The following is a 21,959-nucleotide window of genomic DNA, read 5'->3' as shown; positions in this document are numbered from 1 at the left end:
CAGGCATCGGTGATTCGGCGGGCGACATGAAGCACCCGCCCTGGCGTATCAGAGCTTGTATTGCGTTAGGACAGGCTTTTGCGCCAGCCCGCTTTCCTGCTGGCGCTCCAGCGCAATTTGCGCCAGCGGCGTATCCGCATCATAGCGCGCCCGCGCGTCCAGCCCCTTCTCGTACTTATTGTATTTCCACCACGCGTAGCCGAGGAAAATAACCAGCCCGCCGACGTTATAGAAGACGATGGTTATGATGCTCGCCCCCGTCGGGAAGGTCGAAGCGATAAAGCCGACGGTGAAGATAACAATCAAAACGCTGACGATGGTGATGCCCTGCATGCGCGTCCCCATGCGGAAATCGCGGTCCACCCGGTCATATTTAAGGCGCAGGTTCAGGTAGGCCAGCATGATAAACAGCGGCGGCAGCATCGAGGCGGCGGCGGTCATGTTGATTAGCGTATTCATCAATTCCTGCACGCTGCCCGAACCGACGGTCGGGATAAGCATCAGCGGGATAACAATCAGGAACTGGATCCACGCCGCGCGGGTCGGCACGCCGTGCTGGTTCAGGCGCACGGTTTTCTCACCGAAAATGCCTTTCGGGATTTCGGTGAAGAAGATTTTTACCGGTGCCGCCGTCCACATCAGCAGCGAGCCGAACATGGCGGTAAACGAAACGATACCCACGAAGCGGTTCATGACCACCGTAGGCAGCCCGAAGTGGCGAGCCAGGCCTTCAAACACCTGAACCGTACCGCCGGTAAAGTGCAGGTCGGCCTGATGGACGAAGACGTTGATCAGCAGCGAAGAAACGGTGTAGAGCACGCCGATAAACAGGCCGGAGAGAATAATGACTTTGACGAAGGCCTTGCTGCCGCCCTTCACGTCGTTGACGTAAACCGCCACGGACTCCGCCCCGCCCGCCGCCTGGAAGATCCACGCGATAATGCCGAGGAACGCCCAGCTAAACTGCGGCGTGATTGCCTCAACGTTAATCGGGTCGGCCGGTTCAACGCCGCCAACCACCGCCGCGCCCGCCAGAATGATGTAGGAGAAGGTCAGCAGCAGCATAAGCGTCGAGGTGACGGACGTCATCGGCCCGAGCAGTTTGGCACCGTGGTTGGAAATCCAGGTCGAGAATGCAAACAGGCAGATGCTGATCAGCGCAGTTGTTAACGGCGTGAAAATATAGTCGTAGCCCAGGAACGCGTAAGACGCGTAGGCAATAACCCTTGGCAGCAGCGAGGTGAAGAAAAACAGGTTCACAAACCAGTAGGTATAGGCGGTAATAAACGCCCAGCGCCCGCCCAGGGCGCTTTTAACCCACGCATAAACTCCCGCTTCGGAATTTCGGTTAAGCGAAACGAATTCGGCAATAATCAGGCAGAACGGAATAAAGTAAATAAGCGTCGCGACAAGGAACACCGGTGCCGAGGCGATACCTAGCTGAATATTATTATTAATGACGTTATTAAAGCTAAATACCGCCGCAAAGGTCATCGCTAATAACCCGAACTTGCCTATGGTATTTCTGTTTGTTGAAGCCATGAACACACTCCACGTTTGTAGGGTACTTTTATAGGTTTTCTTCTGGTGTAAAAAGGTGGACAGCGCGTGCGCTTATCCACCTTACAAAATCACAGGCTTACTTATTTAAAAAATAGGTCTCCTCGACGGTGACTTTGAGAATCACCTTTCGCAGCCCCGTGCTTTCCGTAAAGCGATACGCCTCGTGGTTTTCGAAGATGACGACGTTGCCCGCGGCCAGCGGGCAGGTTTCGCCGCTGCCGCTGAAATATTCGCGGTCGGTTTCATCTTCGTAGGGGTATTCCGGCGTTAACGCCCTTTTATCGGCGTATTCCACCGTCTGCTGCCCGGCGAGGTAATAATGCACGTCGAAATAACGGCGGTTTCCCTCAAATAGCGCGTTTGGCTTTTCGTCACCGTCCACCAGCCGATAGACCAGCGAATCGCCGATGGAATAAAAAACGTCGGGCCGGATGTTTCCCAGGTTATTAATGGCCTCCATGCAGCGCTGCCATTTTTTACCCGCGCGGTATTCCCGCCGGAAGGCTTCATGAGTTTTTAAAATAATCATCACGCGTGCTCCTCAGATTTTTCGCGCGGCAGGAGATCATATTTGGCGAGCGTCGCCGCGGGCGTATTTTCCGCACGGTACGGCAGCATCGTGAAGCCGTAGCGGAACGGCCTGAGATAAACCCGGAACGAGTCGAGCACCTCAGAACCCCAGGAGTTCGAGCCGAGGCCAAGTATCTGATGGTCGAGGTTCAGCGTCAGGTAATCGCCCTCCTCCAGCTCGTTGATGTGCTGCGCCTGCTGTAGCATTTCCGCCGTGTAGGGCCAGAGGCTGAAGTTAATCGGCGCGCGCGGCTGGATGAAAATCCCCTTGCCCTGCTCGTCCTCCACGCACAGCCAGCGCACCTGCTGCCGGTTGCCGTTGTCCTGCGGGAACGGGTAGTTTTCAAACAGCTCCGCCACCGGCTGGCGATAGCGGCCAATCAGGCTGCTCTGGCAGCTGTCCGCGTAGTTTTCACCCGGCCCGCGCCCGTAATACTCCACCTGCTGGAAGCGCCTGCTGATGCCGAAGTCCAGGCCGATTTTCGGAATAATGGCCTGATAGTTGCCGTACGGCGTGCCTTCGAGATCGAGCGTGACCTGGCCCTGCGGCGTGATAAGCCAGCGGTAGGTGCAGCGCATGCCGAAATCGAACACCGGCGGCGCGATCAGCGTATCCACTTCCACAAAGATGTCATCGCCCCGCGAGCCGTGCCGCATAGCGCGGAAATGATGCTGCATCAGGTGCAGGTGATAGGGTTCCCACAGCCCTTCAAACTCCTGCTTGTGGTTGTCGATCGTCGGCTTAAAGAAGGTGAGATGCGGCGCGCGCCCGACGATTTCCTCGCCGCCCGCCAGCCACGACTTCAGCTCGCCGCCGAGCGTGCCGAACCTGAGGGAGAAGTCCGCGCCGCTTACGATCAGCTGATGATCCTGTACTTCGCTTTGCAGCGCGGGCCGCGCGGCGTGCGGCAGCGGTTCACGCTTATCAACCTGCCGGTGCGCGAACTGATAGTGCCCGAGCGGGTGCATCGCTTCACACCAGGCGCTTGCGGTACGCTTGAAGACCTCTACGTTGATAAACGCCTCGCCGGCAGGCAGATCCGGCGCGCAGAGGTGCAGCTCGCCCGTTTGCCCCGGCTGGATATTGGGCAGCGCGAGCGTCTGCTGCGCCAGCATTTCGCCGTCAAGCCGGTAGGTTACGCGCAGCTCAACGTCGTCAAGGCTGCTAAACCAGTAGCGGTTTTCCACCAGCAGCACGTCATTTTGCGGGGCGCTGCGTACGGCAACCGGGCAGAGAACCTGCTTGTATTCGCGCAGGCCGGGGCCGGGACGCTGGTCGGGGTAAATCAGCCCGTCCATGCAGAAGCTGTAGTTGTTGGGATAGTCGCCGTAGTCGCCGCCGTACTGGAAGCGCTCGCGTCCCCGCTCGTCGTGCACCAGCAGGCCGTGATCGCACCATTCCCAGACGTAGTGCCCCTGCAGGCTTTTATGCCTGTTGAACACCGCCTGGTACTGCGCGAGCCCCCCCGGCCCGTTGCCCATCGCGTGGGCGTATTCGCAGATGATGCGCGGTTTCGGATGCGGATATTCCCCGAAGGCGTTCATCATCGACACGCGCGAGTACATGGTGCTGATGACGTCGACCACCTCCGCGTCGCGGTCCTCTTCGTAATGCACGAGGCGCGTCGGGTCCAGCGCCTTACAGCGGGCGGCCATCGCGCGGATGTTGCAGCCGTAGCCGGACTCGTTGCCCAGCGACCACATAATGATGGAGGGATGGTTTTTCTGCGCCAGCACGTGGCGTTCGATGCGCTCCACGTAGGCTTTTTCCCACGCCGGATCGTCCGTAATGCGGCTCAGATCCCCGACGTTCGCGAAGCCGTGGCTTTCCAGGTCGGTTTCCGCCATGACGAACAGGCCGTACCTGTCGCACAGCGCGTAAAAACGCGGATCGTTCGGATAGTGCGCCGTGCGCACCGAGTTAATGTTGTGCTGCTTCATCAGAATGATGTCGCGTTCGGCGCGCGCCATGTCTATCGCCCGGCCCTTGCGGTGGTCGTGGTCGTGGCGGTTAACGCCGTGCAGCTTCAGGTAGCGCCCGTTGACGTAAAACAGGCCGTCGCGCACTTTGATGTCGCGAAAGCCGACCTGCTGCGGTACTACGGATACGACGCTGCCGCCGGCGTCACGCAGCGTCAGCAGCAGCAGGTAAAGATACGGATGCTCCGCGCTCCACTGCTTTGGCTGGCTAACGGGCAGGGTAAACGCGCAGTCATTCTCGAACGTCGCCGCGCGCGTCTGCTGCGCTACGCAGATTTCACCGTCGAACAGCTGGGCTTCCAGCTCATACCCTTCTGCCGCATCGCCCGAGATATTCCCGAGCTGGCAGGTAAGATTTAACGACGCGTCGCGATAGCTTTCGTCAAATTCCGTCACCACGGTGAGGTCGTGCAGGTGAACCTTCGGCTGGCCGATGAGGTAAACGTCGCGGAAAATGCCCGCCATCCACCACATGTCCTGATCTTCGATATAGGTCGAGTCCGCCCACTGCATCACGCGCACGGAAAGCAGGTTCGCGCCCGCCTGAACGTAAGGGCTGATGTCAAACTCGGCGCACAGGCGGCTGCCCTTGCTGAAGCCCGCGTTGCGGCCGTTGACGTAAACTTCGAAATAGGTTTCCACGCCGTCGAACTTGATGAGTATCCGGCGGGTAAGCCAGTCAGGCTCAAGGGTGAACTGCCGCTGATAGGCGCCGGTGGGGTTATTGGTCGGCACGTGGGGCACGTCGATGGGGAACGGAAAACCCTCATCGGTATATTGCAGCTTGCCGTGGCCTTCCATCTGCCACATGCCGGGAACGGTGATTTCGCCCCACTGCGGCATCGCCTGATGGTAGAACTCGGCGGGGACGTTATCCGGATGATCGAAATAGTTAAACGTCCATTTGCCGCTCAGCAGCATAAAGCCCTGGCTCGCGCTGCGGTCGAGCGTACGCGCCTGCTCGGCGCTGTCGTAGCCGTGAAACCACGCCCGCGGCGGCAGCCGGTGTTCAGATAGCCTGTCTATGTTTTCCCAGTTTTTCACGTCGACTTCCTCATTACGTGTGTTCTGGGCGAACAATAGTAAATATTTAGTAAAATTAAAAATCAAAGTTTACTAAATGACGGAGGGATCACAAATAAGGGTAAAGAGTTAACGCGGATTTTTGTAGGTCGATAAGCGCAGCGCCATCCGACATTTACGGCAGAGAGCGCTGGGGAGAATTTACTCGGCGGTTGTCGTATCGCGCAGCTGTAGCGAGCTGGGAACGTAGACGGTAAGCGGAATCGCGCGATCGTCACGCAGGCGCTCCGTCAGCAGGTTAACCGCCTGCGCGCCCATGGTTTCCGAAGGGATGCGCACGGTAGACAGCGCCGGAAAAACAAAGCGCGCGGTAGGAATGTCGTTAACGCTAATCAGCGCCATTTGCTCCGGCACCCTGATGCCGTGTTCGTGCAGCGCGCGCAGCACGCCGATGGCAATCGAGTCCGTGGCGACGAACAGCGCCGGCGGGTAGTCGTCGCCAGCCTCGAGCATCTTGAGCGCGCACTGGTAGCCCGACTGGCTGGTGAAATCGCCGTAATAAATATCCTGCGATCTGACGACTTTTTTATGGCGACCGTACTCAACGAACGCCTGCTCGCGCTGGTCGGCGTTGGCCGGGTCGTCGCGCCCGCCGATAAAGCCGATGCGCAGGTAGTCGCGGGAGATGAAGTAGTCGATAACCTTGCGGCTGATTTTATATAAATCAACGTTAATGCAGTCAAAGCGCGGGTCGTCCGTCACGCCGTCGATGTAGACCAGCGGCAGCTCCTGCTGGGCGAGCGCGGCCTGCGCCGCCGCCGGAGGCTTGCCGATCACCAGCAGGCCGTCCGCCGCGACCAGCGGACGGTCGCCCTTGAAGTCGTAGCAGGAAATCAGCGTGATGCCGAGCTTTTCACACTGCGTTTCAATGCCGTAGCGCATCGCCAGATAGTAAGGGTCGTTGATTTCCAGCTCCTGCCCGTGGGTGTACAGCGCGGCAAAAGTCAGGCGCTGGCTGGCCTGGCGCTTGGCGCTTGGCACCCGGTATTCCAGGCGTTCGGCGGCTTCGAGGATTTTCTGCCGCGTCTGGCTTTTAACGCTCAGCGTGGGATCGTCATTTAGCACCCTTGAAACCGTCGCCACAGATACCTGCGCCGCCTCAGCGATTTCCTTCAATGTAGCCATAACATCCCAATAATCTTCAGATGAAAACAGTAGCTTAATGTCATCCGCTGAACATGTATACCCCTGCTTTTACCGCGTTTTTGCCGCCACGCCGGATGTGATCCACTTATCGCTTTCTCATCTTAGGTGTATTTTTTAGTAAAATTTTAACTAATATGTGCGCCATTCTCTGGCTTAACGATATCTATAACGACAAGGATGCGCTTGATGAACAAGATTCTTCCTCTGGCACCGTTGGCTTTACTTCTCTGCCCTTTGGGTTCGCCGCTTGCCGCCGAGGCCGTGGTTCCCGCCGAGCGTCAGACGCCCGCCCCGCCGCCGCTGGCCGCTGATGCGGGTGCTACGGCGTTTCGCTTTTACGGCGAAATGGGCCTTGGCGGCAGCGTTTATCTGAACGGGGACGACAGGCATAAATACGGTGACGGCACCTACATTGAAGGCGGCCTCGAGGTGAAACACGGCAGCTGGTTTGGTTTACTTTACGGCGAGGGATGGACCGTGCAGGCCGACCGCGACGGTAACGCCTGGGTGCCGGACCACGGCTGGGGCGGCTTCGAAGGCGGCATCAACCGCTTTTACGGCGGTTATCGCACCGAAGGCGGCACCGAATGGATCCTGAGCGCGCGCAACGATTCATCGCTGGACGATTTGCAGTGGTGGGCCGACTTCACTCCGGAATACGGCTACGTCATCCCCAACACGCGCGATTTAACCTACGCCGCTAAGCTGCAAAACCTGACCGGCGACCTGCGCTATAGCATCACCGCCGCACCGGAAAGCCGCGAAGACGAGAGCAAAGCCTGGCTGCACTTCGGCAAATACGACCGCTACTCGGACAAGTACACCTACCGGGCGATGATCAACGGCTATCTGCAATACGATATCCGCGAAGATTTAACCCTGCTTAACGGCCTGGAAGTCACCGACGGCACCGGCCAGCTGTATCTGCTGGGGTTAAAGGGTAAGCACCTCGCCGGGCGCGTCTGGCACCACACCGGCAAAGGCGACGGGCACGACGCGGGCAGCGAAAGCGGCATGATGGTCAGCGGCATGGTTGAACCGGCGAAGGGGCTGTATTTCTCCACCGCCTGGAGCTACGCGCGGCATCTGATGGACGACGCCGAAGACCAGACCACCTCCTTCGCGCAGTTTGGCATCTGGTACGAATACTACGGCGGCAGGCTGGCGACCGCGCTGGACAGCCGATTCTATCTGCATAACGACACCACGGACGCCAGCAACTCGGTCTTCGTGATGCAATATTTCTACTGGTAAGGATACGACATGAAACCTTTATTCCGTCTTGCCCCGCTTGCGGCGCTGCTGATGCTCGCCGGATGTAAAACCGCGCATCAGGATACGCCGCCGCTGAAAGCCAGCGCGTTCCACAACGTTATCGACCGAACCGGCGCGCCGCAGGCGATGCTGGACTACGATTTTGACGAACATCAGCGCTACAACCCGCTGTTCGACGACGGCGCGTGGCACGGGCACCTGCTGCCCGCAGGCCCCGAAGGCATGGGCGGCTTCCCCGGCCCCGCGCTGCTGACCGAAGAGTACATCAACTTTATGGCCAACAATTTTGACCGTCTTAGCGTCTACAAAGACGGGCAGAAGGTCGCGTTTACCCTGCAGGCCTACAGCATTCCCGGCGCGTTAGTGCAGACGCTGAGCGCCCCCGGCGTGACGGTAAAAATGACGCTGCGCTTCGTCACGTCCCGCACCTCCCTGCTGGCAACCGACATCACCACCGACGCGCCGCTGGAGCTGGTGTGGGACGGCGAGCTGCTGGAGAAGTATCACTATCAGGAGCAGAAGCCGAAGTCTGACCAGACTATCGACCAGGCGTTCCCAGGCTATGACCGTACGCTCCATGCCACCCGCGACGGCCTGACCGTCAGCTTTGGCAAGGTGCGCGCCGATGCGAATCTGATGACGTCGGGCAGCTCGCAGTATCAAATTCACAAAACCCTGCCGATGAGCACGCAAATCGATGGCCACCGCTTCGTCGGGAAAGCGAAGATTGCCGGATCGACGACGGTGTTCACCACTTACTCCCACCTGCTTACCGCCGAAGAGGCGCAGAGGGAACAGGGTAAAATCAACGATATTCTGCGCGAGCCGCAGCCGTACATCACCGCCTCCGAACGGCGTTGGGAAGACTATCTGAAGAAGGGATTGAGCAACCCTGAGGCCACGCCTGCCCAGACGCGCGTGGCGGTGAAGGCCATCGAAACGCTGAACGGCAACTGGCGCGGCGTGGCGGGCGCGATGAAGTTTGACTCCGTTACGCCGTCGGTCACCGGCCGCTGGTTCTCGGGCAACCAGACCTGGCCCTGGGATACCTGGAAGCAGGCCTACGCGATGGCGCACTTCAACCCGGACGTCGCCAAAGACAATATTCGCGCGGTCTTTGCCTGGCAGATCCCAGCCGACGATGCGGTACGCCCGTGGGACGCGGGCTTTGTTCCTGACCTTCTTGCCTACAACACCAGCCCGGAGCGCGGCGGCGACGGCAGCAACTGGAACGAACGCAACACCAAGCCAAGCCTTGCGGCATGGTCGGTGATGGAGGTGTACAAAACCACCGGCGATAAAGCGTGGCTCGAGGAGATGTACCCGCACCTGGTGGCCTATCACGATTGGTGGCTGCGCAACCGCGACCACAATCATAACGGCGTGCCGGAATACGGGGCCACGCGCGATAAGGCGCACAATACGCCGGACGGCAAAATGATCTTCACCGTTAAGCGCGGCGGCAAAGAGCGGAAGATGGTCGGGCTTGAAAGCTATAACCGCGTGCTGCGCAGCGGGCGCTATGACAGCATCGACATTCCGGCCCAGGTGGCGGCATCCTGGGAGTCCGGGCGCGACGACGCGGCGGTGTTCGGGTTTATCGACGCCGATCAGCTGCAGCGCTACGTGGACAAAGGCGGCAGCCGCGAGGACTGGCAGGTGCTGTTTGCCGAAAACCGCGCCCCGGACGGCACGCTGCTGGGCTATTCGCTGCTGCAGGAATCCGTCGATCAGGCGAGCTACATGTACAGCGACAGCAGCTATCTGGCCGAAATGGCGAAGATCCTCGGGAAACAGGACGACGAGCGCAGGTTTCGCGAGCACGCGAGCCACCTTGCCGACTACATCAACACCTGCATGTTCGATGAGAAAACCGGCTTCTTCTACGATATTCGAATAGAGGACAAGCCGCTGGCTAACGGCTGTGCGGGCGGGCCTCTCTTCGCGCGCGGCAAGGGGCCGGAGGGCTGGTCGCCGCTGTTTAACGGTGCCGCAACGCAGCCACATGCCGACGCGGTGGTTAAGGTGATGAAAGACCCGAAAGAGTTTAATACGTTTGTGCCGCTGGGCACCGCGTCGCTGACCAATCCGGCGTTCGGCGCGGACATCTACTGGCGCGGGCGCGTGTGGGTTGACCAGCTTTACTTCGGGCTGAAGGGCATGGAGCGCTACGGCTATCGCGCGGACGCGGTGGAAATGGCGAACCGGTTCTTTGCACACGCCGACGGGCTGGTGTCGGACGGGCCAATCCGCGAGAACTATAACCCGTTAAACGGTGACCAACAGGGCGCGCCTAACTTCTCGTGGAGCGCAGCCCATCTGTATATGCTTTACAACGATTTCTTCACGCGGCAGAAGTAATCCACCAACAAAAACGGCCCCTTAATTAGGGGCCGTTTTTTGCTCAAAATTCGATTAACGTCGAATCATTCGGTAAATGGCCAGCACCACGATGGCGCCCACAACCGCAACCAGGAAGCTTGGCAGGTTAAAGCCCGTTACGCTGCCGCCGATATGGAAGAACGTTGCTAACCAGCCGCCCACGACGGCACCTACAATCCCTAAAATACAGGTCAGGATAAAACCGCCGCCATCTTTACCAGGCATGATGAGTTTCGCGATGATACCCGCGATCAAACCAAAAATAATCCAGGCAATAATACCCATTTTCGAAAGTCCTCTTCATTTATTGTGTGTAGTACCCGTTTTGGCCGCGCCTTCACGCAGGGTTCCGGCTGTCGGTACGCTAAGTATAATCAAGCCAGAGAAAAACGTGACCGACATCACTAACTTATTGAATTTCTCGCGCTAATGCCTTGAGATTTATCTTAAGTTTCCATTTTGCCTGCCGATAACCATGCTTACTACTATCTCAGAACGCAACAAGGACAAGGGCCTTGAGTAATTATAACGAGCAGTTTCTGAAGCAAAGTCCTCTCGCCGTGTTAGGGGTTTTGCGCGATCTTCATAAGAACCAGGTGCCGGTGCGTCTTAGCTGGGGTTCAGGGCAGTTTATCAGCCGCATTCTGGACGTTTCGCCCGCGCGCTTAGTGATGGATTTCGGCAGCCAAACGCAGGAAAACCAGGCGGCGCAAAAGGCGACGGACATCCAGTTCACGGCGGAAACCCAGGGCGCGAAGGTGGAATTTACGCTGCCGAAGCTTGAGGCCGTGGATTACCTGAATTTGCCCGCGTTCAGCGCGCCGCTGCCGCAGACGCTGTGGTTCGTGCAGCGCCGCGAATATTTCCGCATCAACGCGCCGCTTAACCCCATTTATTTCTGCCACACGAAGCTGCCGGACGGAACGCTGTTCGACTTTCGGCTGTGTGACCTGTCGCTGGGCGGCATGGGCGCGTTGGCGCAGGGCGTGCTGCCGGAAGGTTTGAACACCGGAATGCGGTTTTCACAGGTGGAAATCGACCTGGTGGAATGGGGTAAGTTTTACTTCGATATGCAGCTGGTGATGCTTTCCGAGCGCCAGGTAGTGGACAGCAAGAATCAGACTATCAGCACGCCGCGCCTGAGCTTCCGCTTCCTGAACGTCAACCCGGCGGTGGAGCGGGAGTTACAGAAGATTATTTTCGCCCTCGAACGGTCGGCCCGGGAAAAGGCCGACCGCGTAAGGTAAACGCTGGAACTACATCGCCTGCATGGCGCGCGAGACTTTATACAGGTAGCGCGGCGCCTGGGACGCCGGGTGGTTCTTCGCGACGTATTCCCAAAACTCGTCCGGGCTGAGGTCGTTGATTTCGCTGATGGCCTTTTTACGGTCCGACGAGAAGGTTCGCAGCAGCGCCCCCGCGCCGTTCGCGTAGGAAACCAGCAGCGCGTACTGCATGGTTTGCGGATCTTCAATTCCGGCCAGAATGCCGTGTTCCATGATGCTTAAATACGCCGTGCCGATGGAGATATTGCGCGCCGGGTCTTTCAGCTCGCTGGTTGACGGCTGGCCGCCCCACCCCATGTGGCGATAGACGTCAGCGCCCGCCGTCGAGGCTTTAATCTGCATCAGCCCGACCGCGTTGGATTTGCTGACAAGCGCAGGGTTGCCGCCGGACTCCACGGCAATGATTGCCGTGATGACTCGCGGGCTAACGCCCCACTGCTGGCCCGCCTGCTCGGTTATCGGCATCCAGGTCAGCGCGCGCTGCACCGGCTTTGTCGGGTCCCATTCCGGTTGCTTTGTGGTGTGGCTGGAACAGCCGGCGAGAAACAGAACCAAAACAATCAGCCATCTTAAATTCATGCAATCTATCCTTATTAAACACTTTGCTCGCTATTCCAGCGTTTCAGGGCGTCGGGCGGATGACAACCGCCTGTGATAGCGGCATCATAACCAAATAATCTACTGCCAGGAAATGCCATGTCTCTGATTCGTTTGCTTGCCCCTTCGGGCTATTGTGTCAACCAGGCCGCGGCGGCGCGCGGAATAAAACGCCTGCAGGATGCGGGTCATCAGGTTGAGAATCAGCAGGCGGTCACGCGGCGCTTTCAGCGTTTCGCGGGCACGGACGAAGAGCGTCTGGCGGATGTCCACCAGCTCGCGTCGCTGTCGCCGGAATGCGATATCGTGCTCGCCGTGCGCGGTGGCTATGGCGCAACGCGGCTGCTCGAAAGAATCGACTACCCGCGCCTCGGGCTTGCGCTGCGCGCCCGCACGCCGGTTATCTGCGGCCACAGCGACTTCACCGCCATCCAGCTCGCATTGCTTGCCCAGTGCGGCACCATCACATTCAGCGGCCCAATGCTTGCCGGAAACTTTGGCGCGGAAGAGCTGGACGATTTCACCTGGCGGCACTTCTGGAAGGCCGTCACCGAGCCGCAGTTTACGGTGAGCTGGAAGAATACCGCTCCGGCCTGTTCGGCGGGCGGCACGATTTGGGGCGGAAATCTCGCGATGCTGGTGTCGCTGCTAGGCTCGCCCTGGCTACCGGCCATCGACGGCGGCATTCTGGTGGTCGAAGATATCAACGAGCACCCGTTCCGCGTGGAACGTTTGCTGCTGCAATTGCACCATGCGGGCGTGTTAAGGCGTCAAAAAGCGCTCATTCTTGGCAGCTTTAACGGCGCAACCTTGAGCGACTACGACGCGGGCTACGATTTTAACGAGATGTGCAGAACGCTGAGCGAGCGGCTGTCTATTCCCGTGCTGCCGGGCCTGCCGTTCGGCCACGAGCCGCAAACCGTGACGCTGCCACTCGGCGCGTTCGGGGAGCTACACCACGACGGGCAGCAAAGCGTGCTGAGCATCAGCGGCCATTCGACGATCTCGTAAAAATAAACGCCCTTTTCGGGCGTTTATTCAGCGCGTTCCGTGATAACATTTTGCGATAAACACAACGATTCTTATAAAGGAGAATGATAATTTTGGACGCGGGTGCGATAATTAGTCTGTTTATTTTAGGTTCCGTATTGGTAACTTGTAGCATCTTATTAAGTTCTTTTTCCTCCCGTCTTGGTATCCCCATTCTCGTTATCTTCCTCGCCATCGGCATGCTGGCGGGCGTGGACGGCGTGGGCGGCATCCCGTTCGATAATTATCCTTTTGCCTATCTGGTCAGTAACCTTGCGCTAGCCGTGATCCTTTTGGACGGCGGGATGCGCACGCAGGCCAGCTCATTTCGCGTCGCCCTCGGCCCGGCGCTGTCCCTTGCCACCGTCGGCGTGCTTATCACTTCCGGGCTAACCGGCATCGCAGCGGCGTGGCTGTTCCATCTGGATTTGATTCAGGGCCTGTTGATCGGCGCAATCGTTGGCTCAACCGATGCGGCGGCGGTGTTTTCGCTGCTCGGCGGCAAGGGGCTTAACGAACGCGTGGGCGCAACGCTTGAGATTGAATCCGGCAGCAACGACCCGATGGCGGTGTTCCTGACCATCACGCTCATCGAGATGATCGAAAAGGGCCAGTCGGGCCTGAGCTGGATGTTCGCGGTCGATATCCTCCGGCAGTTTGGCCTCGGCATCGTGCTGGGCCTCGGCGGCGGCTATCTGCTGCTGCAAATGATTAACCGCATCACGCTGCCGCAGGGGCTTTATCCGCTGCTCGCGCTGAGCGGCGGCATTATGGTCTTTGGCATCACCACGGCGCTGGACGGCAGCGGCATTTTGGCGGTTTATCTGTGCGGATTTTTGCTGGGCAACCGCCCTATCCGCAGCCGTTTCGGCATTCTGCAAACTTTTGACGGCCTGGCGTGGCTTGCGCAAATCGGCATGTTCCTGGTGCTCGGCCTGCTGGTCAATCCGACCGACCTGCTGACAATCGCCGTTCCGGCGCTGCTGCTTTCCGCCTGGATGATTTTCTTCGCGCGCCCGCTGTCGGTGTTCGTCGGCCTGATTCCGTTCCGCGGCTTCAACGGCCGCGAGCGTATTTTCATCAGCTGGGTGGGCTTACGCGGCGCGGTGCCGATCATTCTTGCCGTGTTCCCGATGATGGCGGGCCTTGATAACGCCAGGCTGTTTTTCAACGTGGCGTTTTTCGTGGTGCTGGTTTCGCTGCTGCTGCAGGGATCGTCGCTCGGCTGGGCGGCAAAAAAGGCCAAGGTTGTGGTTCCGCCGGTCGGCTGGCCCGTTTCCCGCGTCGGGCTGGATATCCATCCCGAGAATCCGTGGGAGCAGTTTGTCTATCAGCTTAGCGAGGATAAATGGTGCGTGGGCGCGGCGCTTCGCGATCTGCACATGCCGACCGAGACGCGTATTGCCGCCCTGTTCCGCGATAACGCGCTGCTGCACCCGACCGGCAGCACGCGCCTGCGGGAGGGCGACGTGCTGTGCGTCATTGGCCGCGAGCGCGATTTACCCGCGCTCGGCAAGCTGTTCAGCCAGTCGCCGCCGGTGGCGCTGGACCAGCGGTTCTTCGGCGACTTTATTCTGGAAGCCAACGCGCAGTTTTCCGACGTCGCGACCATCTACGGCCTGGATTTAGACGAAACCGTTAATACGCATCAGACCTTGGGCGAGTTCGTGCTGGGCATGCTCGGCGGCGCGCCGGTTGTGGGTGACCAGGTGGAGTTCGCCGGGATGATCTGGACGGTGGCCGAGAAGGAAAACAATCTGGTACGCAAGATTGGCGTTCGCGTGGCCGAGGAAGAAGAAGAGTAAGTTCCATTTGCCCCCTCTCCTGCGGGAGAGGGTTAGCGAAGGTAGGTCGGGTAAGCGTCAGCGCCACCCGACAGATTGCGGTGGATGGCGCGTTCGCTTATCCACCCTACAATCACCTGCCAATGCAAATGACTTAGCCTTGAACGCCCTCATCCCGCCCTTCTCCCCAGGAGAAGGAGAAAAACAAACGTCTACGATTGCACCACCACAGGCACACGCTGCGCCAGGGCGCACATCAGCTCATAGCCAACCGTTCCGGCGGCTGCGGCCACGTCATCGATTTTCACCTCATTGCCCCACAGCTCAACCGAACTGCCGATGCCCGCCTGCGGGCACGGCGTCAAGTCTACCGCCAGCATATCCATCGAAACGGTGCCTACCGTGGTGGTCAAGATGCCGTCGACCCGCACCGGCGTGCCGCTCGGGGCGTGGCGCGGGTAGCCGTCCGCGTAGCCGCAGGCCACAATGCCGATGCGCTGTTCGTCGGTTGCGCGATAGCGGCTGCCGTAGCCCACCGCGTCACCGCCCTTCAGATTTTGAATGCCGATAATTTCACTTTTAAGCGACATCACCGGCTTCAGGCCGCTGTTGGCGATATCCCGCCACTGCCCGCTCGGCGACGCGCCGTAAAGAATAATGCCGGGGCGTACCCAGTCAAAATGCGCCTCCGGGTGCCACATTGTCGCCGCCGAGTTGGAGAGCGAACGGGCGCACTCCAGCCCTTCCGTCGCTTGCTCAATGAGCTTCATAGGCTCGGCGATGCCTTCCGGCAGCTCGGCGTCCGCGAAATGCGCCATCAGCGTCAGCTGACCGACGTTTGAGATCGCCCGCAGCTGCTTCCAGATTGTCTGCACGCGGTCGGCGGTAAACCCCAGCCGGTTCATGCCGCTGTTCATTTTCAGGTATACATCGAGCGGCGCGTTGAGCCGGGCGTTCGCCAGCACTTTAACCTGCCAGTTGCTGTGCAGGCTGGTGGTCAGGCGATACTTATCGAACAGCGGCAGCTCGTCGGCGTGGAAAAAACCTTCGAGCATCAGAATCGGCCCCTTCCAGCCGCGCTCGCGCAGCAGAATGGCCTCTTCAAGATTGAGCATCGCGAAGCCGTCGGTGGTGCCCAGCGCTGACCAAACGCGGTCAAGACCGTGGCCGTAAGCGTTTGCTTTGACGACCGACCACACGCGGGAATGAGGTGCCGCCTGACGCGCCACCTGAAGATTATTACGCATCGCGACGAGATCGAGCGTCGCGACAATTGGCCGAGCCATGGCTACTCCTTATTTTTATTCTTACCGGCTTACTGATGCGCGCCGTGCAGCCGCTGGGAGCCGGTCGGCGTGAAGCCTGGGGTATAGCGGGCCACCGATAAATCATCAAACGGGATTGCCGGCGTTCTGCCGGAAATCAAATCGCTGAGCATCTGCCCCGAGCCGCAGGCCATCGTCCAGCCGAGCGTGCCGTGGCCTGTGTTGAGCCACAGGTTTTTAAACGGCGTGCGGCCAACGATCGGCGTGCCGTCCGGCGTCATCGGGCGCAGGCCGGTCCAGAAAGTGGCCTGCTCCACGTGGCCGCCGCGCGGATAGAGATCGCGCACCACCATTTCAAGGGTTTCGCGGCGAGGCTGCAACAGCTCGGTGTTGAAGCCGACGATTTCCGCCATGCCGCCCACGCGAATGCGGTTATCGAAGCGTGTAATCGCGATTTTGTAAGTTTCATCGAGAATAGTGGAAACCGGCGCGCCCTGCTCGTCGGCAATGGGGATGGTGAGCGAGTAGCCCTTGAGCGGGTAGACCGGTATATCGACAATGCGCTTCAGCAGGCTCGTAGAGTACGAACCGAATGCCACGACGTAGGCATCCGCTTTCACCACTTCTTTGCCGCACTGCACGCCATAGATGCTCTGGCCTTCATACAGCAGGCGATCGACCGCGGTATTAAAGCGGAATTCGACGCCCGCCTCTGCCGCCATGCGCGCGAGGTTCTGGGTGAACAGCTGGCAGTCGCCCGTTTCATCGTTTGGCAGGCGCAGGCCGCCGGTCAGCTTGTGGGCAACGGCCGCAAGAGCGGGTTCAACCTGCCCAAGCTGGCTGGCCTCCAGCAGCTGATAGGGCACGCCCGCATCCTGCAATACCGCGATGTCTTTCGCGGCGTTTTCATACTGCTGCGCGGTGCGGAAAAGCTGTAGCGTCCCGCCCTGGCGGCCCTCGTACTGAATGCCGGTGCTGTGACGCAGCTCTTTTAAGCAGTCGCGGCTGTACTCGGCCAGGCGCACCATGCGGCCTTTGTTTTCCTGATAATGGCGCATATCGCAGTTGCGCAGCATTTGCAGCATCCATTTAAGCTGGAAGCGCGTGCCGTCCAGGCTTATCGCCAACGGCGCATGGCGCTGGAACATCCATTTGATTGCCTTAAGCGGCACGCCCGGCGCGGCCCACGGCGCGGCGTATCCCGGAGAGATTTGCCCGGCGTTAGCGGCGCTGGTTTCCAGCGCCGGGCCCGCCTCGCGTTCGATGACCGTCACTTCATGTCCTGCCTGGCGTAAATACCAGGCGCTGGCGACGCCGACAACCCCACTTCCCAGCACCACAACACGCATATCCGTTCCACCATTTAGCTAAAAGAATAATCTTCTGATTACAAATTGATAACCCAGATGAAAATGTTATTCAACATATGGCTTTATTATGGTGAGCATCCTCACATCTTGCCCCATTCTCACTGGATGCAGAGAATTGGGATCTCCTGCGAGGGAAGATATTTTCCCCAGAATAATGTGCTGCAAGAAGGGTTGAAAACGGGGTGTGAAAATCACTAAATCGTGCGGAAATTATTTTTCTTGCCACAGCTAAGTTTGCGCAGTGTTCTATCCTTTGAATGAGGCTATCCATTCAGAGAGAGCCGACAACAATGAGGGCGCGCTGATGGCAACTGTTGACCTTTCCGCCACAAAGGATTCCAAACGTCTGAGTGATGGACCCGACTGGACGTTCGAGCTGCTGGATGTCTACCTGGCCGAGATTGACCGCGTAGCAAAGCTTTATCGCTTAGACACTTATCCTCATCAGATTGAGGTCATCACCTCCGAGCAGATGATGGACGCCTACTCAAGCGTCGGCATGCCGATCAACTATCCGCACTGGTCATTCGGCAAGAAGTTCATCGAAACCGAGCGGCTGTACAAGCACGGTCAGCAGGGCTTGGCCTACGAGATTGTGATTAACTCCAACCCTTGTATCGCCTATCTGATGGAGGAGAACACCATTACCATGCAGGCGCTGGTCATTGCGCACGCCTGCTACGGGCACAACTCTTTCTTTAAAAACAATTATCTATTCCGCAGCTGGACGGATGCCAGTTCAATAGTCGATTACCTGATCTTCGCCCGCAACTACATCAGCGACTGTGAGGAGCGCTACGGCGTGGACGAAGTGGAGCGCCTGCTGGATTCCTGCCACGCCCTGATGAACTACGGCGTCGACCGCTATAAACGTCCGCAAAAGATTTCATTGCAGGAAGAAAAAGCGCGGCAGAAAAGCCGCGAAGAGTATCTGCAAAGCCAGGTGAATACGCTGTGGCGCACCCTGCCGCGTCGCGAAGAGGAAAAGACCGTTGCCGAAGCGCGTCGCTATCCTTCCGAACCGCAGGAAAACTTACTCTATTTTATGGAGAAGAACGCGCCGCTGCTTGAGCCGTGGCAGCGCGAGATCCTGCGTATCGTCCGCAAGGTGAGCCAGTATTTCTATCCGCAGAAGCAAACCCAGGTGATGAACGAAGGCTGGGCGACGTTCTGGCACTACACCATCCTTAACCATCTGTACGATGAAGGAAAAGTGACGGAACGCTTTATGCTTGAGTTCCTCCACAGCCACACCAACGTGGTGTTCCAGCCGCCGTACAACAGCCCGTGGTACAACGGCATTAACCCGTATGCGCTGGGCTTTGCGATGTTCCAGGATATCAAACGTATTTGTCAGAATCCGACCGAGGAGGACAGATACTGGTTCCCGGATATTGCCGGAAAGGACTGGCTGGAGACGGTGCATTTCGCGATGCGCGATTTCAAAGACGAGAGCTTTATCAGCCAGTTCCTGTCGCCGAAGCTGATGCGCGACTTCCGCCTGTTTACCGTGCTGGATGACGACCACAATAACTACCTGGAAATTTCGGCTATCCACAATGAGGAAGGCTACCGGGAAATCCGCGCGCAGCTTTCCGCGCAGTATAACCTGAGCAATCTGGAGCCAAATATTCAGGTGTGGAATGTGGATCTGCGCGGCGACCGTTCGCTGACGCTGCGCTATATTCCGCACAACCGCGCGCCGCTGGACAAGGGCCGCCGGGAAGTGCTGAAGCACGTTCACCGCCTGTGGGGCTTTGATGTGACGCTTGAGCAGCAGAATGAGGACGGCAGCGTTGAGCTTCTTGACCGCTGTCCGGCGCGGTTGAACAGTATTTAGAAAGCAAAAAGGCTTCCGGAAGGAAGCCTTTTATCACTGGACGTCGGGTAAGTCGTGAGCCGCCACCCGACAGGATTCGGTGGATGGCGCTACCGCTTATCCACCCTACAAACTGCGCGAACCGCATATCTTGTAGGTCGGGTAAGGCGCGAGCCGCCACCCGACGTAAGCCTATCTTTAGCGGCTGTGCATCGCCAGATCGCCCGGCAGGTTCTTCTGCATGCGGTGCCAGATCTCCCCACTCTCACGACCGTAGGCACGAACGGTATCGAACACCTGATCGTGCAGGCCTTCTTTACAGATCGTCCCAAGACGGTGGTAGAACCCTAACGCCAGGCTGCGCGCTTCCGGGTTGGAGAAGTAGTGACGCCCGATGCGGGTGTACAGGCCTTTCATACCGTTGAGAATCAAGCCGTAGATAGGGTTGCCGGAGGCAAACGCAAGGCCGCGGAAAATGTTGTAATCCAGATCTGCGAACGCGTCCGCGTGGTCTTCAACACGGTCTGCCGTTGCGAGCACTTCCTGCGCTTTTTCCGGATGCTGGCGAATCGCCGTACGGATAAAGATGGTCGAGATGTTGGTGCGCACGGAGAGCAGGTTATCGATGAGCTGCGGCACGCTGTCGTGATCTAAACGCGCCAGCGTTTCCAGGATGTTTAATCCTGACGTTTCCCAAAAGTTGTTCACTTTGGTCGGTTTGCCGTGCTGAATCGTCAACCAGCCGTCGCGTGCGAGGCGCTGAAGCACCTCGCGCAAGGTGGTGCGCGTGACGCCAATCAGCTCGGACAACTCGCGCTCGGCAGGCAAAATGGAACCCGGGGGGAAGCGGCTATTCCAGATACTTTCAATGATGTATTCTTCCGCGAAACCCGCTGGGCTCTGCGCCTTAATGACCATAGTATGATTTCCATTACACAGGTTTAGCAAATGGGACTCATCATACCAGATGCTCCGCGCGCCAGATAGCAGACCAGCCGTCTAAATGCGGGATCGGCGTTTGCTTTTTTCCAATTTTAGACAGCGTGGGATTCCCCCGCGCCTTGCTAGTGACGCCAGGCGCGAGTAACCTGACCCAATCATGCCGTTTTCGATATAACAATCATTTGGAGAATGCTTTCATCACCATGGAAATGTCCACTGGCCGTGCCCTCTATCGCAATTTTTTGGGCCAGTCACCTGACTGGTATAAATTCGCAATCTTGTTTTTTCTCGTTGTTAACCCGCTGGTTTTCTGGTTTGTTAGCCCCTTCGTCGCGGGCTGGATGCTGGTTGCCGAATTCATCTTCACGCTGGCGATGGCGTTGAAATGCTATCCCCTGCTGCCCGGTGGCCTGCTTGCTATCGAGGCCGTGCTGGTGGGAATGACCAGCGCCAACCACGTCCGCGAAGAGGTTGCCAGTAATCTTGAAGTGTTGCTGCTGCTGATGTTCATGGTGGCAGGCATTTACTTTATGAAGCAGCTGCTGTTGCTGGTCTTCACCAAGCTGCTGCTTGGTATCCGCTCGAAAATCCTGCTTTCGTTGGCGTTCTGCGTCGCAGCGGCATTTTTGTCCGCGTTCCTAGATGCGCTTACCGTGGTCGCGGTGGTGATTAGCGTCGCCGTTGGGTTTTACGGTATCTATCACCGCGTGGCTTCCGAAGGGGGTAACGGAAGCGACCTCCAGGACGACAGCCATATTGAAAACGACAACCACGCCGTCCTTGAACAGTTCCGCGCATTTTTACGCAGCCTGATGATGCATGCGGGCGTGGGCACCGCGTTAGGCGGCGTGATGACCATGGTGGGCGAACCGCAAAACCTGATCATCGCCAAAAGCGCCGGCTGGCATTTCGGTGAGTTCTTCTTGCGTATGGCTCCCGTTTCTCTGCCGGTACTGGTTTGCGGCCTGCTAACCTGCATTCTGGTTGAGCGCACCAAAATTTTGGGCTACGGCGCGCAGCTGCCGGAAAAAGTACGCGCAATTCTGCAGGATTTCGACACCAAAAGCGGCGCGAAACGCACCAAACAGGACAATGTTAAACTGCTGGTGCAGGTGATCATTGGCGTTTGGCTGGTGGTGGCGCTGGCGCTGCATCTCGCAGAAGTCGGCCTGATTGGCCTTTCGGTGATTATTTTTGCGACCGCTTTGTGCGGCGTAACGGATGAGCATGCGATCGGCAAAGCCTTTACCGAAGCGCTGCCGTTTACCGCGCTGCTGACCGTTTTCTTTGCGGTCGTTGCGGTGATTATCGATCAGCATCTTTTTGCGCCGGTCATCCATTACGTGTTGCAGGCCGAGCCGCGCGCCCAGCTTTCGCTGTTCTATCTCTTTAACGGCGTGCTGTCGTCGATTTCCGATAACGTGTTCGTTGGGACGGTTTACATCAACGAAGCGAAAGCCGCAATGGAAAGCGGGATCATCGATCTTAAACAGTTCGAACTGCTCGCCGTTGCAATCAATACCGGGACGAACCTGCCTTCCGTCGCCACGCCAAACGGCCAGGCGGCCTTCCTGTTCCTGCTGACCTCGGCCCTGGCGCCGCTGATTCGTCTGTCGTATGGCCGAATGGTGCTGATGGCGCTGCCTTACACCATTGTGTTAACGCTGGTCGGCCTGCTATGCGTGGAGACTACCCTGCTTCCGGCGACCGAGTGGATGCTGCATGCGGGTTGGATTTCAACGCCTGCTCTCAGCGCTATCCCGCACTAATGTTATTTTATGGGCAGCCCGCTGCCCATAAGGCTTATTCGCCTGATAAACGTCCGAATAAACACATATTTTTCGCAATGCTACTGGCGCTGAAACTGA

Annotated in this window: 15 protein-coding genes and 1 pseudogene; 7 read left to right on the top strand and 9 right to left on the bottom strand. The window is 58.2% G+C overall.

Annotated elements, in window-relative coordinates; translation table 11 throughout:
* Nucleotides 1-48: 48 nt before the first annotated feature.
* The 4 genes from ACSPHG_RS09900 to ebgR form a co-directional block, all read right to left on the bottom strand.
* The gene (locus tag ACSPHG_RS09900) at nt 49-1,542 is read right to left on the bottom strand and encodes an amino acid permease (protein ID WP_435953299.1); all 1,494 of its coding nucleotides are present in this window, start codon (nt 1,540-1,542) and stop codon (nt 49-51) included.
* 97 nt (nt 1,543-1,639) lie between these two features.
* Nucleotides 1,640-2,092: a beta-galactosidase subunit beta gene (locus ACSPHG_RS09895; RefSeq protein ID WP_435953298.1), complete on the bottom strand. Its 453-nt coding sequence runs from the start codon at nt 2,090-2,092 to the stop codon at nt 1,640-1,642.
* The gene (gene ebgA, locus ACSPHG_RS09890; protein WP_435953297.1) at nt 2,092-5,157 is read right to left on the bottom strand and encodes a beta-galactosidase subunit alpha; all 3,066 of its coding nucleotides are present in this window, start codon (nt 5,155-5,157) and stop codon (nt 2,092-2,094) included. Before ebgA ends, ACSPHG_RS09895 begins: the two co-directional genes overlap by 1 nt.
* Before the next feature lie 180 nt (nt 5,158-5,337).
* Nucleotides 5,338-6,321: a transcriptional regulator EbgR gene (gene ebgR / locus ACSPHG_RS09885; protein ID WP_435953296.1), complete on the bottom strand. Its 984-nt coding sequence runs from the start codon at nt 6,319-6,321 to the stop codon at nt 5,338-5,340.
* Nucleotides 6,322-6,528: 207 nt separating this feature from the next.
* Between ebgR and ygjJ the strand changes: the two genes are divergently transcribed.
* Both ygjJ and ygjK read left to right on the top strand, forming a co-directional pair.
* Nucleotides 6,529-7,596, top strand: a complete 1,068-nt coding sequence (gene ygjJ / locus ACSPHG_RS09880) for a protein YgjJ (RefSeq protein ID WP_435953295.1) — start codon at nt 6,529-6,531, stop codon at nt 7,594-7,596.
* Between the two features lie 9 nt (nt 7,597-7,605).
* Nucleotides 7,606-9,978: an alpha-glucosidase gene (gene ygjK, locus ACSPHG_RS09875; protein WP_435953294.1), complete on the top strand. Its 2,373-nt coding sequence runs from the start codon at nt 7,606-7,608 to the stop codon at nt 9,976-9,978.
* A gap of 54 nt (nt 9,979-10,032) precedes the next feature.
* Here ygjK and ACSPHG_RS09870 read toward each other — a convergent pair whose 3' ends face one another.
* Nucleotides 10,033-10,284: a GlsB/YeaQ/YmgE family stress response membrane protein gene (locus ACSPHG_RS09870; RefSeq protein WP_435953293.1), complete on the bottom strand. Its 252-nt coding sequence runs from the start codon at nt 10,282-10,284 to the stop codon at nt 10,033-10,035.
* Nucleotides 10,285-10,514: 230 nt separating this feature from the next.
* Here ACSPHG_RS09870 and ycgR point away from each other — a divergent pair, with 230 nt between their 5' ends.
* Complete coding sequence (ycgR, locus tag ACSPHG_RS09865) at nt 10,515-11,246, top strand: flagellar brake protein YcgR (RefSeq protein WP_435953292.1); 732 nt, start codon at nt 10,515-10,517, stop codon at nt 11,244-11,246.
* Nucleotides 11,247-11,255: 9 nt separating this feature from the next.
* On the opposite strand, the gene emtA is transcribed toward ycgR, so the two are convergent.
* Nucleotides 11,256-11,864: a membrane-bound lytic murein transglycosylase EmtA gene (emtA, locus tag ACSPHG_RS09860; protein ID WP_435953291.1), complete on the bottom strand. Its 609-nt coding sequence runs from the start codon at nt 11,862-11,864 to the stop codon at nt 11,256-11,258.
* A 117-nt stretch (nt 11,865-11,981) separates the two neighbouring features.
* Between emtA and ldcA the strand changes: the two genes are divergently transcribed.
* Nucleotides 11,982-12,893, top strand: a complete 912-nt coding sequence (gene ldcA, locus ACSPHG_RS09855; RefSeq protein WP_435953290.1) for a muramoyltetrapeptide carboxypeptidase — start codon at nt 11,982-11,984, stop codon at nt 12,891-12,893.
* Between the two features lie 83 nt (nt 12,894-12,976).
* Nucleotides 12,977-14,650: pseudogene (locus tag ACSPHG_RS09850) on the top strand (potassium/proton antiporter); the annotation flags it as partial.
* A 257-nt stretch (nt 14,651-14,907) separates the two neighbouring features.
* Here the strand turns inward: ACSPHG_RS09850 and dadX are convergent.
* Both dadX and ACSPHG_RS09840 read right to left on the bottom strand, forming a co-directional pair.
* Nucleotides 14,908-15,981, bottom strand: coding sequence for a catabolic alanine racemase DadX (gene dadX, locus ACSPHG_RS09845; RefSeq protein ID WP_435953289.1), 1,074 nt, complete (start codon nt 15,979-15,981; stop codon nt 14,908-14,910).
* A gap of 29 nt (nt 15,982-16,010) precedes the next feature.
* A complete protein-coding gene (locus ACSPHG_RS09840) occupies nt 16,011-17,309 on the bottom strand; it encodes a D-amino acid dehydrogenase (RefSeq protein ID WP_435953288.1) in 1,299 nt (432 codons plus the stop codon).
* Between the two features lie 325 nt (nt 17,310-17,634).
* On the opposite strand from ACSPHG_RS09840, the gene ACSPHG_RS09835 reads away from it, so the two are divergent.
* Nucleotides 17,635-19,170 carry a SpoVR family protein gene (locus tag ACSPHG_RS09835; RefSeq protein ID WP_435953287.1) on the top strand — a complete coding sequence of 512 codons (1,536 nt, stop codon included), beginning with the start codon at nt 17,635-17,637 and terminating at the stop codon, nt 19,168-19,170.
* Nucleotides 19,171-19,347: 177 nt separating this feature from the next.
* On the opposite strand, the gene fadR is transcribed toward ACSPHG_RS09835, so the two are convergent.
* Nucleotides 19,348-20,067 (bottom strand): fatty acid metabolism transcriptional regulator FadR, encoded by a 720-nt coding sequence (fadR, locus tag ACSPHG_RS09830; protein WP_435953286.1) that lies wholly within the window; start codon nt 20,065-20,067, stop codon nt 19,348-19,350.
* Nucleotides 20,068-20,294: 227 nt separating this feature from the next.
* Between fadR and nhaB the strand changes: the two genes are divergently transcribed.
* A complete protein-coding gene (gene nhaB, locus ACSPHG_RS09825; RefSeq protein ID WP_435953285.1) occupies nt 20,295-21,860 on the top strand; it encodes a sodium/proton antiporter NhaB in 1,566 nt (521 codons plus the stop codon).
* The last annotated feature ends 99 nt before the right edge of the window (nt 21,861-21,959 follow it).

Origin of the sequence: Dryocola baronae, assembly GCF_051297175.1 — a bacterium.
Lineage (GTDB): Bacteria > Pseudomonadota > Gammaproteobacteria > Enterobacterales > Enterobacteriaceae > Dryocola.
The sequence above is the reverse complement of the archived record's forward strand: the minus strand, read 5'-3'. Positions and strand labels throughout refer to the sequence as shown.